Genomic DNA, 15,525 nt, shown 5'->3' with positions numbered 1-15,525 from the left:
GCCCTATGTCATCAAATTAAAAACAGCTATCTTATGCTTCCAAAATGAGCACTTGTGCTGATGTAGTCATCTATGAGAAAAACAGTACAAGCTTTGGAGTCAGGGGAGATTCTTCAATGCAGAGACGCAAATTAAGGAAATGCAATGTCAAATTTTGCTCTGGTTATTCAGCTATTTCTGCAACTCACAGTTATTTTAGCCACTTGTCGCATCGTCACGATTTTAGGACGCCGCTATCTTGGTCAAACCGATGTTGTTTGCGAAATGATTGCAGGCGTAATGCTAGGGCCATCACTTTTGGGCTTGATTGCACCAGATTTTCAGCAATGGTTGTTTCCTAAGCTTCCCATTATTACTGCTGTAGGACTCAAGATACCCAACCCATCAATGTCGATTTTATATGCTATTAGCCAGATTGGGTTGGTAATTTATATGTTTTTAATTGGTTTAGAGTTCAACACCAAACTCTTAAAACATCATATCAAAAGTGCAAGTTTGCTATCTGCTGCCGGGATTATTACTCCTTTTATTTTAGGAGCGATCGCTTCTTTTTGGTTTTATCATAACGGCGATTTTTTTCAACCAAAGGTAACGCCTTGGTCAGCCGCTTTGTATCTAGGTGCATCGATGACAATTACGGCTTTTCCAATGTTAGCTCGCATTCTTTACGAACGCGGTCTTGCACAAACCCGCTTCGGTACTTTGGCTTTAGGTGCAGCATCGGTAGATGATGGAGTTGCTTGGTGTTTGCTGGCGATCGTACTTGCTAGCGTGAAAAATTCTCTGAGCATCGCCATATTGGCAATTGGTGGGGGCATATGCTACGTGCTATTTGCGATTTTTCTCGGTCAACCTCTACTGAGAGCGTTCACACGCATGACAAAACGCGATGCAGGTGTGAACAGACAAACCCTAACTTTAATGTTGATAATTTTGATGTTTTGTGCATGGTTTACCGATGTCACAGGTATCTATGCAATATTCGGTGCTTTTGTGTTAGGAGCAGTGACACCACGCGGGGAATTTGCCCAACAAATTCGCCAGCATACAGAATTTTTAACTACTTCTTTTTTGTTACCGATGTTTTTTGTTTTCTCTGGATTGAACACTCAAATTGGATTGGTAAACACACCTACTTTGTGGGGAATTACGCTGTTAATTATTATGATCGCAATTCTTGGTAAAGGTATTGCTTGTATGTTGGCGGCAAAATTTGCGGGAGAAAATTGGCGGGAATCTGCAATTATCGGCGCTCTGATGAATGCTCGTGGTTTAATGGAGTTAATCATCCTCAATATTGGTCTTGAACAAGGTATAATTACCCCAACTTTATTCACTATCATGGTTATTATGGCAGTCATTACTACACTCATGGCATCACCACTGATTGCTTTTTTGTTGCAAGGTACAAGCTATGATAAATTTTCCGCTTAAGTAAATTTAAATATAAAATTAATTACCTATAGCAGTCCTAAATCATTTGTAAAAATAAATTAACCGCAGAGGCGCAGAGAGCGCAGAGAGAGGAATCGGAGATTTTTACGACTCATTTAGGATTCTATAGCAATTGGGTAAAGTTTTCTGCTTTGACTCTGGAACTAACTGCTAATTTGTTTTTAGTAGCGCTTAAATGCCACTACAATCTGACTACCTATTAACTGATTTTATTGATATCGGTAATTCGGAAGTTCTTCTAAATTGAGCTACTAAAATCATTAAAATTTATATTTCACAGTTGCAACCGCATCGTAATAACAATTGACATGACAACGAAGCACAAATTACCCTTACGTGTATAATACGCTTGGGTTAAGGCTAAAACTCTTTCTCAAAATCAATTGTTTGAACGACCTGCATTCAGGTAGCAGAAGCACCAGAAGAACGCATAGACATGAAGTGGCTTCCCGCAGGGTAAGACACAAAGACAAATAAATACTTAACTGAACTGTATTGATTTGTATTTAACAAGCTTGACATTTTCCAGTCTTTTAAAGAATCATCTTAGAGAAACCAGATAGTTACTTTTGAGGAAACCATGCACATAGTTATTCTTGTTCTGGTTGAGGTGCTGATTGTTATTGGACTTTCACGGCTAGTAGGGCTAGGATTCCGTTCCATTAAGCAACCGCTGGTAATTGGTGAGATTGTCGCCGGGATTATGCTCGGCCCATCTTTATTTGGTTTAGTTGCTCCCCATCTAGCAGTTACCTTGTTTCCACCAGAAACTATTCCTTTTCTAAATGTTTTGTCTCAGGTGGGACTAATATTTTTCATGTTTCTGATTGGGCTTGAACTAAATCCAAAATACCTCAGCGGACAATTAGAAGTAGCTGTTTTAACTTCTCATGTCAGCATTTTAGTACCGTTTTCCTTAGGAACATTACTAGCGGTAATCCTTTATCCCCTAGTTTCCAACGCAAGTGTATCTTTCACCGCCTTTACCTTGTTTTTGGGAGCAGCAATGTCGATTACTGCCTTTCCAGTGTTGGCGCGAATCATTACTGAAAAAAATTTACAAGGAACGCGTTTAGGAACGTTAGCGTTAACTTGTGCTGCGGTGGATGATGTGACAGCTTGGTGTCTTTTGGCAGTAGCGATCGCTGTAGCTAGAACTGGCGACTTTGTGGGTGCCATACCGACAATTATCGCCAGCATAGTCTACATCGGCTTGATGTTGACGGTGGGACGTTGGTTCCTCAAAGGACTTGCCAAACACTATCTCCGTGCGGGACGCCTCAGCCAATTGCTGCTAGCTGGGATTTATATGGGCGTGGTTGCGTCTGCACTGATCACCGAACTAATTGGCATTCACTTAATTTTTGGGGCATTTTTACTGGGAGCAGCCATGCCCAAAAATGAAGATTTAGTGCGGGAATTAGCAGTAAAAACCGAAGATTTTGTATTGATATTTTTGCTGCCAATATTTTTTGCCTACAGTGGCTTAAAAACGCAGATTGGCTTGCTCAACCGTCCCGAATTGTGGCTTTTGTGTGCGTTGGTTTTAGGAGTGGCGATCGCAGGCAAATATGTTGGCACTTATGTAGCGGCCCGTGTGAGTGGCATTAGTAAACGGGAAGCCTCGGCACTCGGTTGGTTAATGAATACTCGCGGCTTGACTGAACTGATAGTGCTAAACATTGGTCTAGAGTTAGGGGTAATTTCCCCCTTAATATTTACCATGCTGGTAATTATGGCATTGGTAACTACCTTCATGACCTCGCCACTGCTGGAATGGATTTATCCGAAAAAGCTGATCAGGTTAGATGTCATGAAGCCAGAGTTGGAAGCAGAAACAGGTATAGACACCTCTGCTGTCAGTGAAGCTTCCCCTCGTCCTTACCGAATTTTGGTGCCAGTGGCTAATCCAAGTACGCAAAAAGGTTTAGTACAGTTGGCAGTAGCGTTAGCACAGCCCGCTGTAGGGATCGCTCTCAATTACCGATATCCTGCTGTTGTTAACCCCCTCAGCCTGATTGAATTTCAAGAAGACTATGCCTTTGAAAGTACCCCAGTTGAAGCAGACCGATTAATCGCCCAGCGCCGCCACCAATTAGAAGAATTGATTAATACTCTCGAACCGCCAGAAACTCGTTCTTGTGTGCATCCTATCGTTCGCATATCCAGCAATGTTGCCCGCGAAACCGCACAGATTGCCACATTAGAACAAGTAGATTTAATTGTTGTAGGCTGGCATCGACCAGCTTTTAGTAGTAATCGTTTAGGTGGACGAGTCGGACAAATGCTTACGACTGCACCAGTGGATGTAGCAGTATTTATAGATAAAGGCAAAGAGCGATTAGAAAGTTTATTGGTACCTTATTCTGCCAATATCCATGATGATTTAGCACTAATACTAGCTCTGAGATTGCTAATCAATCGTGAGACTTGTATGTTGCAGATATTACAGATAGTAGCAAATAATACTAAGGAAGAATTGAGTTACGAACTGCACACGATGATGGAGCAATTGCCCACCAGTGTACGCGATCGCATTGAAATCAAAATTGTCGAAGCCGCAGAACCAATCCAAGCCGTAATTCAAGCCTCAGAAGGTGTTGACTTAACTATTGCTGGCACCAGCCGCGCTTGGGGTATCGAGCGTCAAACCTTGGGAAGATATACAGATCAACTAGCCATCCAATGTCGTTCCTCCCTGCTAATTACCCGCCGCTACAGTCAAGTCACCGCTCACCTTGCCTCTATGCTTCCTGAGGTTAGTAGTCAAGAGCCAACATTGAGGAGTTGAAATTATGAATCATTTTAAGTTCAAATCTTTGGCTTTTTACGGAGTAGCAATAATTTCAGTACTACTGTTGTTTAAAACTGTAACCGTTTATGGGGAAAACAATCTTAAGGCTCCTCCTCCAGTTAACGGCCGCTATCGTCTAACCCTGTCAGAGAATTTGCCGAAGTGTGAAAAATCGGATACCCTGACGTTAAACATTCAGCAGTCAGGTATTTACTTAAATGCCTCTGTATTACCGATAAACACTAAGGCTGATACTGAGGAAAAGCACTCTCTGGCAGGCATATTCAGAAATCAACAGTTAAATTTATCTGGAAAAGTTGGCAGATCAATCCTTTGTAATATTCCTCGTCCCCAAAATGATCCTCTGAATTCAGTCACAATTCAAATGCAACTTGTGGATAAAGTTAATATGACAGGTCAATTAACCGTAAATGGTATTCCACAAACCCTGAGATTTACCGCTGTGCCCGAAAAAGCTGAGGAAAAATCTCAGAAGTTATGAATTGGGGAGTGGGGATTTCAAGCGCGAAGTAAACAGGAATGTGAGCGCATTGTATGGGTTTTATGGAGCAGATAAAAAGAATGGATCAGGGACTAAAGACTAGGCAATTTTGCCAATGGCGCAAGCAGCTATTTAGCATCAGTCTATTCGGCTTTTGTGCAGCGATCGCCCTCGAAACTTGCACTACTGCTGCTACACCAGTGGTAAAGCTAGATAATTGGCGTTTTTCCCCCAAGACACAGCAACTCGAAATCACTCTCTCAGCAGGCACAACCCCCCGTTATTTCTACTTAGCCCAACCCTCTCGCCTGGTTGTAGATTTACCGAATACTAAGTTGGGCAAAGTTACCACGCAACAAAATTATTCTGGAGCAATCAAAAGTATTCGCGTTTCTCAACTGAACGCTAACAACACACGCATTGTCTTAGATTTAGCACCAGGGACTGTTTTAAATCCCAAAAAGGTACAACTGCAACCCGTTTCCCGAAAAAACTCCACTCGCTGGGTATTACGTCCGGTTATTTCTGGTAAAACTACTGCCGTGAAACCAGGAAACTCCGCACCTTCACCCAAGAAACTACCTCAAACCCCCCAAAAGCCGCCTAGTAACTTACCCGTAACTACTATTAACCAACAACCACCCTTACTTACAGTTCCACCTCCATCCAATCAACTGCCCCCAACAATTACTATTAACTCAGGACAGCCTCTTGTAACCGTACCTCCTCTAAGCCCTAATACATCCTCTCAACAACCTGCTTTGATTCTTCCCCCTCCATCTTTCCCAAATCAACCCGATAATTTGAATAACATTCCCCCTTCTGGTATGTCGGAATTTCCAGTTCCAACAATCCCCAATGTTCCCAATCCCCAGATCATTGAGTTTGGTCAACCTTTACCCAAAACCCAATTCAAATAGAGCATTAGGCATAGCAGATGGGGCATGGAAAATCGAACCAATGCCCCATCTGTATAATTAGCAACTATTATCTTTCTCGAACTAACTCCTTCACCTTGTTGATAATGTTTACTGGATCGATACCTTGATATGGGTACTGTTCCCATAAACCACCGCAACCTTCTTTATGAGTTCCAAGATGTGCATATTTGGAAGTCAACCCCCGTAGCAGCCAAGAACCGAAACGGCTGCTTAAGCAAATCTAAAATCTGTCCGTTTCCTGAGGTGTTCCAACCGCTCCTGGTTGAGCCGTGAATAAGTTTTGAGCAGCTTCATTTTGATATATGCACCTAATATCAGGTTTGTCACTGTCCAAGTTACCTGTAAAGCCAAAGGTATTTAGGCGATTTTTGCACTCATTTACCTGCTCAGATGTCACCAGCTTACGCTGCTCTAAAAGCGCCCAGTTATTTTGTCGGATTACGCATCCAGGACGCATACTGGGCTGGGCAACATAGACATTGAAGGGGTTGAGAGTGACGAACAGTCTAGCGTCCATTACCATCGCGCTAGCTCCATACTGCACACAAATTTCAGGGTTTGGTGCTTTGGTGTCAATGAATTCACGCGAAGCCACATTTGATGGGGCCAACGTGGTTGTAGAACTAAAGGCAATGCCAATCCCAATTCCCAAAATCAACACCCCTCCCATAATTGCGATGGTGAAGAGGTTAAACATTGGGGATTGGAAAATAGAGGGTTTAGAAGTAGTAGCCGATTTACCAGTGGGTTTACGTCTCATTGTTGCTTAATCACCTTCACGCCGATTTGGCAGGGAGTGGTCTAAAGTTTTCTCCTTCTTTCAGTATGCCTATTCTTAACTGCAATTGCCTGTGACTTTCTGTGCGATATTCTTGTTAAATGAGAAAAATAGGAACTTATCTTGATAAGTAAGTCGGCGTAAATAATTAAAGGTTGGTAGTAAGCGGCTCTAGGTTAGATAAATTAAGCTTTTTTGGCGATTTTTGTGTAAGTCCTATTAATTTTAAATTTTTATTATTAGATATTTTTGTTACCTCTACTAACTATGGGATTGAGTGGGCGATCGCTCACCAACAGGATTAAAGCCTTCATTACAACCTCTGCTTTAAATGTTGAATTTTCTGTAAAACTTTTTCCCGATGTTGCGTAAGCTTGATCCATCGGGGTAAGCGACTGGCAAGACTGCCATTGTGCCAGCCTAATGTGTCATTTGGCAAGCGTTCTCGCAACCTTGATTGAACATAGCTTTCCAGAAAGTTCAAATGTGCTTCATTATATGCCCAAAGCACCTGACCGCAACAAGAGGTTTGTAGCCACAGGGGCAAGCCAAAAAAATGGTCTGATATTCCATAGCTAGAATTTCTTTGAGCCATGTAATTGTTTTGCCACAATAGCAATGCGGCTTTTCGCTTCCCATCCTTTGACTGTTGCTTTGTATAACTACAATGGCGACAGGTAATTCTTTTGATTGAACTGAGACTTGATTGCTCAGAGTTTATAGTTAATACCTTGGCAGTGCGGTCGCATTGTGGACAACAAACTAAAATTTCTTCCTCAAAATCAGAAAGCCGTTTGCCATAGTCTCTAAATCTTATAACCATTCCAGACATCCACTTATACCGTTTCTGCAATAAATTCCAGAACTTATGCTGATCCGCCCCGCCACAACAGCTGACATACCCGCAATTTTACCAATGGTTGCCAAAATTTGTGCTTTGCATGAGTCTTGGGATTCTGCCAAATATGGTTTTTTGCCGAATCCAGAACAGCGTTATGAACAATGGTTGACGCGTTTGGCAAATAACGAGCGCAGCGTCTTTCTAGTATCTGAAGATGAAGCGCAACTTGTAGCTTTTCTGGTGGCGACAATTGAGCGAGAAATACCAATTTATCGGTTACAAGAATTTGCTTTTGTTCATGATATCTGGGTTGAGCCGGAATATCGCCAAAACGGAATTGCGCGGCAGATGGTGATGCTAAGTATTGAACGCTTTCATCAGATGGGCGTCAAGCAAATTCGTCTAGATACAGCAGTTGCTAACGAGGCTGCACGGCGGTTATTTACATCTTGTGGTTTTCGACTCAGCATTATTGAAATGTTGAGAGAATTATGAGACGCGATTAATCGCGTCTGTACAAGAGTTATGAGAGACGCGATTAATCGCGTCTGTTAGGAGTTTTAAATTTTTAACTCCTAACTTTTAACTTTTAACTTTTGTAAGTGTTAACTAGCTAACAGAGTTTTTTCTAGAGAAGTCCAACGGAAAGCGCGATCGCCACCTCTCTCAATGATTACTCTTACTCGTGGTTCTAGCTGAGGCAAATTCGTTAAATACTCAAGTTCCTCATTGGAAAGAATATGCCCTTCAATAATCCACAACACTAGCCCCTTTGACTTTGGTGGTAGCTGTTCTAGATGAGAATTGAGAATTGGAGGCAAATAGTACACCTGACCTACTGCTGCACCGCTACCAGTGCTTTTTTTACCAAGATGAGGAGGTCTGACTCCATGAATTCTTGTGAGATACGCAGCTACGTCACCTAGTCCTTTAGCAGTAATGTGGAGGGTGGTATAGCCAGCTGCGCGTAGTCGGCGCTGATATCGACCTTCATAACCCCCTTCCAGAGGTATATATACTCCAAGAGCGCCAAATTTTTCCAGATCGCGGATTAAACCGTTGCCAGTAGTAATTAGTGCCATAGATTTTCGTCTTATCCCACTCAGATATCTCTATTATTTACCCTGAACTGATAGATTAAGTTAAAGCATTTTCTTTGGGCATTGGGGAAAACTCTTCTCCCCTGCTCCCTACTCTCCAAAAATAACTCTATAAATTACTGGACAAACATAAATAAATAATTTATATTATTAGATTGTGACCAAACACGCAAATTGGATTACCATCTTACTGTCATTCTGAGGTAGTGTTAGCATCAAAAGTTGATGATTCAATCCAAACAGGATAAAACAACTCAGATTGATCAATAGACTGGTAAACTAAGAAAGCTTTCAGGTCAACATTGGAGCTTATGGACGAAAAATCAAAGCCAATCCTAAGCTCCAGGGTAAATTTACTCCTGTGCCTTTAAAAAAGCAGGCAAAATCTTAAGCAATAGTTTAAGGTGTTTAAGGAAGTAAAACTGAGCAGCGATGTTGGTTTCATGGCATTACGTTAGTCTCAGTTAACGGATACTGGGCGGTAAAAACCGCTTAAGTCCAACTGCAACACGGCAGTAGCCAAACTCCGGGAAGCCGCCCTTTGGGCGTGTATAAATCGGAAAACCCGCCGACAGCGCTGCCTCCAGAAAGTGCCAGAGCAATTGCTTGGACGAAAGCATTGCTGCACACAGCTTAAAGCTGTAGCGCCTTGCATTGATTCCAGAAGTTACTCCTTCCCAATGGGAAGGGACTTGTGGCTGTTCTGGTGATCTATTGAGTGAAGCTAAACAGATTCACCAAGCAGTACGGACACGGTTTGTTGTGTCCCAAAGCATTTGGAGCGGTTTATTTAAGCCATTCCAAATTTCGCAGGCTAACTCAGCCTAAACTGATGCGTACAAAGCGTGTCCTCTAAAGTCCAATTCCAAGGTCAGCAAGTAGAAAGGAGAACCAGTTACTGTGTCTGTAGGTATTCTCGGCACCAAGCTGGGCATGACCCAAATATTTGACGAAGCAGGAGTAGCCATTCCTGTGACTGTCATTCAAGCAGGGCCATGCACCGTTACACAAGTTAAAACCAAACAAACCGACGGTTACTTTGCCATTCAAGTTGGTTATGGCGAAGTTAAACCAAAGGCACTAAACAGACCACTACTGGGTCATTTGGCTAAATCATCTGCCCCAGCATTGCGTCACTTAAATGAATATCACACCGATAGTTCTAGTGATTATGCTTTAGGTCAACAGATTAAAGCAGATATTTTTAGTGCGGGTCAAATTGTCGATGTAGCCGGCACAAGCATCGGTCGCGGCTTTGCGGGTAACCAGAAGCGCAACAACTTTGGTCGAGGACCCATGTCACACGGTTCCAAAAACCACAGAGCGCCCGGTTCTATTGGTGCTGGTACAACACCAGGTCGTGTCTATCCAGGTAAGCGGATGGCAGGTCGTTTAGGTGGCAAACGCATCACAATCCGTAAGCTGACCATAGTGCGAGTTGATGCAGAACGCAACTTATTGTTAATTAAGGGAGCAATTCCTGGTAAACCGGGCGCTTTAGTAAGTATTGTGCCTGCAAAAACAGTGGGATAGTCAAAAGTCATTAGTCAAACGTCATTAGTCAGTAGTCATTGGCTAAAGACAAATGGCAAAAGACCAATGACAGATGACGCCACGTGCTTAACTTGGGGAGACCCCAAAACCGCAGTGGCTCACCAATGACAAAGGACAAATAACAAAGATGGTTGAAAGCGTAGTTAAAAATTGGCAAGGAGAACAGGTCGGCGAGACGACCTTCGAGTTGCGCGTTGCCAAGGAAGAAACAGCGTCTCATATCGTGCACCGCGCTTTAGTACGGCAATTGACCAATGCTCGTCAAGGAAATGCCAGTACAAAAACTCGTTCGGAAGTCAGAGGCGGCGGTCGTAAACCTTGGCGACAAAAAGGTACTGGTCGCGCTCGTGCAGGGTCTATTCGTTCACCACTGTGGCGTGGTGGTGGTGTGATATTTGGACCAAAGCCCAGAGACTTTGACCTCAAGTTGAACCGTAAAGAGCGACGTTTAGCACTACGGACAGCATTTGTAAGCCGCAATGACGACTTGATAGTAGTAGAAGAATTTAGCACCGAGTTCTCTCGTCCGAAGACTAAAGACTTAGTGGCAGCGCTTGCTCGTTGGGGAGTGTCATTAGAAAACAAGTCCCTGTTAATTTTGTCTGAGATTGCGGATACAGATAACGTTTATTTGTCAGCCCGCAATATTGAAAATTTAAAACTAATTGCAGCCGACCAGCTAAATGTTTTTGATTTACTGCACGCTGACAAGATTGTAGTTACGGCATCAGCCCTAGAAAAAATTCAGGAGGTCTACAGTGCCTAGCTTTGACCCCCGTGACCTTGCCGACTTAGTGCGTCGCCCAATTGTCACCGAGAAAGCGACCATCCTAATGGAGCAGAATAAGTACACCTTTGAAGTAATTCCAAAGGCATCTAAGCCAGAAATTAAAGCTGCGATCGAAGACTTGTTTCAGGTCAAGGTTGTAAAAGTAAACACCATCTTACCACCCCGTAAAAAGCGGCGCGTTGGTAAATTTATTGGTTATAAGCCCCAATATAAGCGTGCCATTGTTACCGTTGCACCTGGGGATGAAGACAAGATTAGACAAGTCCTATTCCCAGAAGTGTAGGAGTTTTAAATTTTAGATTTTAGATTTTAGATTGAGGAGTTTACTCAATAATTACGATGCTCGCAATTAGTTAAATACTCATTAAATCAAAAATCAGAAATCCAAAATTAAGTAAATCTAAAATCCAAAATAGATTATGGGTACTCGTTCTTACCGCCCTTATACCCCCAGCACTCGCCAAGTTACAATCTCTGATTTTGCGGAAATTACAAAAACCGAGCCAGAGAAATCCCTAACTACCTCGAAGCATCGCGCCAAAGGTCGGAATAATCACGGGCGAATTACTAGTCGTCGCCGGGGTGGCGGACACAAACAACTTTACCGGCTCATCGATTTTAAAAGGGATAAACATAATATTCCTGCCAAAGTCGCAGCGATTGAATACGATCCTAACCGCAATGCCCGAATTGCCCTTTTGTATTACCAAGACGGCGAAAAACGGTATATCCTCCACCCCAACGGGTTGAAAGTTGGAACAATAATTATTGCTGGGCCTGAGGCTCCCTTTGAAGATGGTAATGCTTTACCGCTCTCGAAGATTCCCTTGGGTACTGGTGTTCACAACGTAGAACTGACTCCTGGTAAAGGTGGTCAAATCGTGCGTGCTGCTGGTGCGATCGCTCAAGTCGTGGCAAAAGAAGGTAATTATGTAACTCTCAAGTTGCCTTCAGGAGAAGTCCGCTTGATTCGGCGCGAATGCTACGCCACCATTGGGCAAGTAGGTAACACCGATGCAAGAAACCTGAGTGCAGGTAAAGCAGGGCGAAATCGCTGGAAAGGTCGCCGTCCTAAGGTTAGAGGTAGCGTTATGAACCCCGTGGATCACCCACACGGCGGTGGTGAAGGTAGGGCGCCCATCGGTAGATCGGGACCTGTTACACCTTGGGGTAAACCCACATTGGGCGCGAAGACACGCAATCGCAAGAAACTTAGCAGCAAATTGATTGTGCGCCGTCGCCGGAAGTCTTCCAAACGTGGTCGCGGTGGTCGTGAATCATAGAATTTTAGATTTTGGATTTTAGATTTTAGATTGGGGTTTACTTAATTAAAATTCTCAAATTATCTACCCCAGTGAGATACCTAATCATCCAAAATCCGAAATTAAAAATCCAAAATCCAAAATCCAAAATCCAAAATTAAATTATGGGTCGTTCTCTAAAAAAAGGTCCTTTCGTTGCGGATCATCTCCTAAAGAAAATTGAAAAGCTCAACGACAACAACAGAAAAGAAGTTATTAAAACTTGGTCACGAGCTTCAACAATTTTGCCCCTAATGGTAGGTCATACCATAGCTGTTCACAACGGACGCCAACACGTTCCAGTTTTTGTAAATGAACAGATGGTGGGACACAAGTTGGGTGAATTTGCCCCAACACGCACCTACAGAGGTCATGGGAAAAGCGACAAAAAAGCAGGTAGGTAGTTATTAGTGATTAGTCATTAGTCATGAGCTTAAAGACAAATGACAAATGACTAATAACTAATGACAAAATTGGAGAAAATTATGGCTACTAATACTACTGAAGTGAAGGCGATCGCTCGTTTTATCCGCATCTCGGCCTACAAAGTGCGTCGGGTACTCGATCAAATCCGGGGGCGATCATACCGAGAAGCGTTAATCATTCTGGAATTCATGCCCTATCGCGCCACTGAACCCATATTGAAGGTTCTCAGAAGCGCTGCTGCCAATGCTGAAAACAACGCTGGGTTAGATCGGACTCAACTAGTGATTACTCAGGCATACGCCGATCAAGGCCCACCGCTAAAGCGGTTCCAACCAAGGGCGCAAGGTCGAGCTTACCAAATTCGCAAGCCGACGTGTCATATTACTGTGGCTGTTGCAGCCGCCCCAGAAAAATAAGCACGCTTATACGAATAAATTGCGTAAAGTAAGAAATCTTAGAGGAAGCATTCGTGGGACAGAAGATTCATCCAGTTGGTTTTCGCCTGGGTATTACACATGAACATCAATCCCGTTGGTTTGCTGTTCCTGATCGCTATCCAGAACTTTTACAAGAAGACCACAAACTCCGTCAATACATAGAACAAAAGCTGGGTAGACTTGCTCAAAATAACGCCGGTATTTCTGAGGTACGAATCGAGCGCAAAGCCGACCAAATCGACTTAGAAGTACGCACAGCTAGACCAGGCGTAGTAGTGGGTCGTGGTGGGCAAGGCATCGAATCCTTGCGTACCGGACTCCAAGGACTGTTGGGTAGTAATCGCCAAATTCGCATTAACGTAGTTGAAGTCCAACGAGTTGATGCTGATGCCTACCTAATTGCTGAATATATTGCTCAACAATTGGAACGCCGGGTTTCCTTTCGCCGGGTAGTGCGGCAATCGATTCAGCGGGCCCAACGCGCTGGTGTGCAAGGGATTAAAATCCAAGTCAGTGGTCGGCTCAACGGTGCGGAAATTGCCCGGACAGAGTGGACTCGTGAAGGTAGAGTCCCTTTACATACCTTACGGGCTGACATTGACTACTCTTATTGCACAGCAAAAACTGTTTACGGTATTTTGGGTATCAAAGTATGGGTGTTTAAGGGAGAAATCATTCCTGGACAGGAAGAAACCCCCCTACCACCTGCAAGCCGCGAGCGTGAACGCGATCCCCGTGATCGCGAACGTGAACCCCGTCGTCGTCAACAACAACGTCGTCGTCAGCAATTTGAAGACCGCTCAAATGAAGGATAAAAAGGCAATAGGACATGGCGCATAAGGCATAGAAAATTGACAATGCCTAATGCCCTGTTTGCCCTGTTTGGCCAATGCCCAGTACCTAGTAGCCAATCATGTTAAGCCCTAGAAGAACTAAATTCCGCAAACAACAGCGCGGACGGATGGAGGGACTAGCCACCCGTGGCAGCACCCTCAACTTCGGTGATTTTGCACTCCAAGCGCAAGAGCCTGCTTGGATTACCTCGCGGCAAATCGAGGCTTCCCGTCGAGCAATGACCCGTTATATTCGTCGGGGCGGACAAATCTGGATTCGGATTTTCCCTGATAAACCTGTAACCATGCGTCCTGCTGAAACCCGGATGGGTTCCGGTAAAGGTTCGCCAGAGTTTTGGGTAGCTGTAGTCAAGCCAGGGCGAATTTTGTTTGAAATCGGTGGGGTTTCTGAAGAAATCGCCCGTGAAGCTATGCGTTTGGCTTCATTTAAACTACCCATAAAAACTAAGTTTATTGTGCGCTCTCAACCACAGGAGCTGGAGTAGCTTATGCCTCTTCCCAAGATTTCAGAAGCTAGAGAATTAAGTGACGAGAAACTCTCTGAGGAAATTGTCGCTATCAAAAGACAACTATTTCAGTTGCGCTTGCAAAAAGCCACCAGACAACTAGAAAAGCCCCACCAGTTCCGACAAATCCGACACCGCCTAGCCCAATTGCTGACGCTAGAGACAGAACGCAAACGGGCAGCAAGTCAATCGGCTAAAGAAGAAAAGTAGGAGATTATGGCAGTTAAAGAACGAGTTGGCTTGGTAGTGAGCGATAAAATGCAAAAAACTGTGGTAGTTGCCATAGAAAACCGCGCTCCTCACCCCAAGTACGGCAAGATTGTGGTTAATACCCAACGATATAAAGTTCACGACGAAGAAAATAAGTGTAAAGTAGGCGATCGCGTTCGCATTCAGGAAACTAGACCCCTGAGTAAAACCAAGCGCTGGAAAATCACAGAAGTCCTGAACGTTAAACCTACTTAAACCTCATCGTTGTTAGTTTCTAACAACATTACAAGGGAGAATAATTGTGATTCAACCCCAGACTTACCTGAATGTCGCAGATAATAGCGGTGCCCGTAAACTAATGTGCATCCGCATCTTAGGTGGAGGCAACCGCCGTTATGGTTTTATTGGTGATAAAATTATCGCCGTTGTCAAAGATGCTACACCCAACATGGCTGTAAAAAAGTCTGATGTTGTGGAAGCAGTAATTGTCCGCACTCGTAAAGCCGTAAGTCGTGATAGCGGCATGAGTATTCGCTTTGATGATAATGCCGCTGTGATCATCAACAAAGATGGAAACCCTAGAGGCACACGAGTTTTTGGCCCAGTTGCCCGGGAACTGCGCGATAAAAACTTTACCAAAATTGTTTCTCTGGCTCCGGAGGTGCTTTAATGGCAACCAAACAAGGTACGCCCAAAGTATTCCACAAAATGCACGTCAAAACTGGCGACACCGTACAAGTGATTGCTGGCAAAGACAAAGGAAAAGTTGGTGAAATTATCCAGGCACTTCCCCAACTGAGTAAAGTTGTCGTCAAAGGTGTCAACATTAAAACCAAGCACGTCAAACCCCAGCAAGAAGGGGAATCAGGGCGGATTCTCACTCAGGAATTCCCGATTCATAGCTCCAATGTGATGCTTTATTCCACTAAGCAAAACGTTGCTAGTCGTGTTTGTTATACGTTTACCTCAGAAGGCAAAAAAGTCAGAAAACTCAAGAAAACTGGCGAGATTCTGGATAAATAGTTAGAAGTTAGGC

The 15,525-nt window shown here is 43.7% G+C and carries 21 protein-coding genes; 17 read left to right on the top strand and 4 right to left on the bottom strand.

What is annotated here, in order from left to right; translation table 11 throughout:
* The first annotated feature begins 144 nt into the window (after positions 1–144).
* From V7K46_RS00320 to V7K46_RS00305, 4 genes are all read left to right on the top strand, one after another.
* Positions 145–1,434, top strand: coding sequence for a cation:proton antiporter (locus V7K46_RS00320; RefSeq protein WP_335109994.1), 1,290 nt, complete (start codon positions 145–147; stop codon positions 1,432–1,434).
* 601 nt (positions 1,435–2,035) lie between these two features.
* Positions 2,036–4,246, top strand: coding sequence for a cation:proton antiporter (locus V7K46_RS00315; RefSeq protein ID WP_335109992.1), 2,211 nt, complete (start codon positions 2,036–2,038; stop codon positions 4,244–4,246).
* 4 nt (positions 4,247–4,250) lie between these two features.
* On the top strand, positions 4,251–4,751 hold the full coding sequence (locus V7K46_RS00310) for a hypothetical protein (protein ID WP_335109990.1): 501 nt from the start codon (positions 4,251–4,253) through the stop codon (positions 4,749–4,751).
* Positions 4,752–4,831: 80 nt separating this feature from the next.
* On the top strand, positions 4,832–5,671 hold the full coding sequence (locus V7K46_RS00305; protein ID WP_335109988.1) for an AMIN domain-containing protein: 840 nt from the start codon (positions 4,832–4,834) through the stop codon (positions 5,669–5,671).
* Between the two features lie 241 nt (positions 5,672–5,912).
* On the opposite strand, the gene V7K46_RS00300 is transcribed toward V7K46_RS00305, so the two are convergent.
* Positions 5,913–6,452: a DUF3172 domain-containing protein gene (locus V7K46_RS00300; RefSeq protein ID WP_298905720.1), complete on the bottom strand. Its 540-nt coding sequence runs from the start codon at positions 6,450–6,452 to the stop codon at positions 5,913–5,915.
* 331 nt (positions 6,453–6,783) lie between these two features.
* Positions 6,784–7,293: a hypothetical protein gene (locus V7K46_RS00295; protein WP_335109986.1), complete on the bottom strand. Its 510-nt coding sequence runs from the start codon at positions 7,291–7,293 to the stop codon at positions 6,784–6,786.
* Between the two features lie 45 nt (positions 7,294–7,338).
* Between V7K46_RS00295 and V7K46_RS00290 the strand changes: the two genes are divergently transcribed.
* A complete protein-coding gene (locus tag V7K46_RS00290) occupies positions 7,339–7,806 on the top strand; it encodes a GNAT family N-acetyltransferase (protein ID WP_335109984.1) in 468 nt (155 codons plus the stop codon).
* 110 nt (positions 7,807–7,916) lie between these two features.
* On the opposite strand, the gene V7K46_RS00285 is transcribed toward V7K46_RS00290, so the two are convergent.
* Positions 7,917–8,393 (bottom strand): NAD(P)H-quinone oxidoreductase subunit N, encoded by a 477-nt coding sequence (locus V7K46_RS00285; protein ID WP_334793713.1) that lies wholly within the window; start codon positions 8,391–8,393, stop codon positions 7,917–7,919.
* 482 nt (positions 8,394–8,875) lie between these two features.
* A complete protein-coding gene (locus V7K46_RS00280) occupies positions 8,876–9,031 on the bottom strand; it encodes a hypothetical protein (RefSeq protein ID WP_273765849.1) in 156 nt (51 codons plus the stop codon).
* Positions 9,032–9,311: 280 nt separating this feature from the next.
* Here V7K46_RS00280 and rplC point away from each other — a divergent pair, with 280 nt between their 5' ends.
* The 12 genes from rplC to rplX all read left to right on the top strand — a co-directional run bounded on the left by rplC (position 9,312) and on the right by rplX (position 15,512).
* On the top strand, positions 9,312–9,944 hold the full coding sequence (rplC, locus tag V7K46_RS00275; RefSeq protein ID WP_335109981.1) for a 50S ribosomal protein L3: 633 nt from the start codon (positions 9,312–9,314) through the stop codon (positions 9,942–9,944).
* Between the two features lie 148 nt (positions 9,945–10,092).
* Positions 10,093–10,731 carry a 50S ribosomal protein L4 gene (gene rplD, locus V7K46_RS00270; RefSeq protein WP_273769689.1) on the top strand — a complete coding sequence of 213 codons (639 nt, stop codon included), beginning with the start codon at positions 10,093–10,095 and terminating at the stop codon, positions 10,729–10,731.
* Positions 10,724–11,038: a 50S ribosomal protein L23 gene (locus V7K46_RS00265; RefSeq protein WP_094349089.1), complete on the top strand. Its 315-nt coding sequence runs from the start codon at positions 10,724–10,726 to the stop codon at positions 11,036–11,038. Before rplD ends, V7K46_RS00265 begins: the two co-directional genes overlap by 8 nt.
* A 136-nt stretch (positions 11,039–11,174) precedes the next feature.
* Positions 11,175–12,038, top strand: coding sequence for a 50S ribosomal protein L2 (gene rplB, locus V7K46_RS00260; protein WP_335109979.1), 864 nt, complete (start codon positions 11,175–11,177; stop codon positions 12,036–12,038).
* Positions 12,039–12,181: 143 nt separating this feature from the next.
* Positions 12,182–12,460 carry a 30S ribosomal protein S19 gene (gene rpsS / locus V7K46_RS00255; protein ID WP_012410721.1) on the top strand — a complete coding sequence of 93 codons (279 nt, stop codon included), beginning with the start codon at positions 12,182–12,184 and terminating at the stop codon, positions 12,458–12,460.
* A gap of 81 nt (positions 12,461–12,541) precedes the next feature.
* Positions 12,542–12,898 carry a 50S ribosomal protein L22 gene (gene rplV / locus V7K46_RS00250; RefSeq protein ID WP_334778479.1) on the top strand — a complete coding sequence of 119 codons (357 nt, stop codon included), beginning with the start codon at positions 12,542–12,544 and terminating at the stop codon, positions 12,896–12,898.
* A 53-nt stretch (positions 12,899–12,951) separates the two neighbouring features.
* The gene (gene rpsC, locus V7K46_RS00245) at positions 12,952–13,734 is read left to right on the top strand and encodes a 30S ribosomal protein S3 (protein ID WP_335083198.1); all 783 of its coding nucleotides are present in this window, start codon (positions 12,952–12,954) and stop codon (positions 13,732–13,734) included.
* Positions 13,735–13,832: 98 nt separating this feature from the next.
* On the top strand, positions 13,833–14,258 hold the full coding sequence (rplP, locus tag V7K46_RS00240; protein ID WP_334968568.1) for a 50S ribosomal protein L16: 426 nt from the start codon (positions 13,833–13,835) through the stop codon (positions 14,256–14,258).
* A 3-nt stretch (positions 14,259–14,261) separates the two neighbouring features.
* Positions 14,262–14,489: a 50S ribosomal protein L29 gene (rpmC, locus tag V7K46_RS00235; protein WP_273765838.1), complete on the top strand. Its 228-nt coding sequence runs from the start codon at positions 14,262–14,264 to the stop codon at positions 14,487–14,489.
* A 6-nt stretch (positions 14,490–14,495) separates the two neighbouring features.
* Entirely contained in the window at positions 14,496–14,744 is a 249-nt protein-coding gene (gene rpsQ / locus V7K46_RS00230; protein ID WP_100901244.1) for a 30S ribosomal protein S17, read from the top strand.
* A gap of 46 nt (positions 14,745–14,790) precedes the next feature.
* A complete protein-coding gene (rplN, locus tag V7K46_RS00225; RefSeq protein ID WP_069070772.1) occupies positions 14,791–15,159 on the top strand; it encodes a 50S ribosomal protein L14 in 369 nt (122 codons plus the stop codon).
* Positions 15,159–15,512, top strand: a complete 354-nt coding sequence (gene rplX / locus V7K46_RS00220; RefSeq protein ID WP_190891243.1) for a 50S ribosomal protein L24 — start codon at positions 15,159–15,161, stop codon at positions 15,510–15,512. The genes rplN and rplX overlap by 1 nt, the downstream gene beginning before the upstream one ends.
* Positions 15,513–15,525: the final 13 nt, after the last annotated feature.

The organism is Nostoc sp. (genome assembly GCF_036917395.1).
Classification (GTDB): Bacteria; Cyanobacteriota; Cyanobacteriia; order Cyanobacteriales; family Nostocaceae; genus Nostoc.
This window is presented reverse-complemented; position numbering and strand designations above follow the sequence as displayed.

Excerpts from the sequence above, each read along its gene's own strand:
- V7K46_RS00300 (WP_298905720.1), bottom strand. The coding sequence starts at position 6,452 with ATGAGACGTAAACCCACTGGTAAATCGGCTACTACTTCTAAACCCTCT.
- V7K46_RS00285 (WP_334793713.1), bottom strand. The coding sequence starts at position 8,393 with ATGGCACTAATTACTACTGGCAACGGTTTAATCCGCGATCTGGAAAAA.
- rpsS (WP_012410721.1), top strand. The coding sequence starts at position 12,182 with ATGGGTCGTTCTCTAAAAAAAGGTCCTTTCGTTGCGGATCATCTCCTA.
- V7K46_RS00290 (WP_335109984.1), top strand. The coding sequence starts at position 7,339 with ATGCTGATCCGCCCCGCCACAACAGCTGACATACCCGCAATTTTACCA.
- rplX (WP_190891243.1), top strand. The coding sequence starts at position 15,159 with ATGGCAACCAAACAAGGTACGCCCAAAGTATTCCACAAAATGCACGTC.
- rplD (WP_273769689.1), top strand. The coding sequence starts at position 10,093 with ATGGTTGAAAGCGTAGTTAAAAATTGGCAAGGAGAACAGGTCGGCGAG.
- V7K46_RS00310 (WP_335109990.1), top strand. The coding sequence starts at position 4,251 with ATGAATCATTTTAAGTTCAAATCTTTGGCTTTTTACGGAGTAGCAATA.
- rpsQ (WP_100901244.1), top strand. The coding sequence starts at position 14,496 with ATGGCAGTTAAAGAACGAGTTGGCTTGGTAGTGAGCGATAAAATGCAA.
- rpmC (WP_273765838.1), top strand. The coding sequence starts at position 14,262 with ATGCCTCTTCCCAAGATTTCAGAAGCTAGAGAATTAAGTGACGAGAAA.
- rplP (WP_334968568.1), top strand. The coding sequence starts at position 13,833 with ATGTTAAGCCCTAGAAGAACTAAATTCCGCAAACAACAGCGCGGACGG.
- rplB (WP_335109979.1), top strand. The coding sequence starts at position 11,175 with ATGGGTACTCGTTCTTACCGCCCTTATACCCCCAGCACTCGCCAAGTT.
- V7K46_RS00305 (WP_335109988.1), top strand. The coding sequence starts at position 4,832 with ATGGATCAGGGACTAAAGACTAGGCAATTTTGCCAATGGCGCAAGCAG.
- V7K46_RS00320 (WP_335109994.1), top strand. The coding sequence starts at position 145 with ATGTCAAATTTTGCTCTGGTTATTCAGCTATTTCTGCAACTCACAGTT.
- rplV (WP_334778479.1), top strand. The coding sequence starts at position 12,542 with ATGGCTACTAATACTACTGAAGTGAAGGCGATCGCTCGTTTTATCCGC.
- V7K46_RS00315 (WP_335109992.1), top strand. The coding sequence starts at position 2,036 with ATGCACATAGTTATTCTTGTTCTGGTTGAGGTGCTGATTGTTATTGGA.
- V7K46_RS00295 (WP_335109986.1), bottom strand. The coding sequence starts at position 7,293 with ATGGTTATAAGATTTAGAGACTATGGCAAACGGCTTTCTGATTTTGAG.
- V7K46_RS00280 (WP_273765849.1), bottom strand. The coding sequence starts at position 9,031 with ATGCTTTCGTCCAAGCAATTGCTCTGGCACTTTCTGGAGGCAGCGCTG.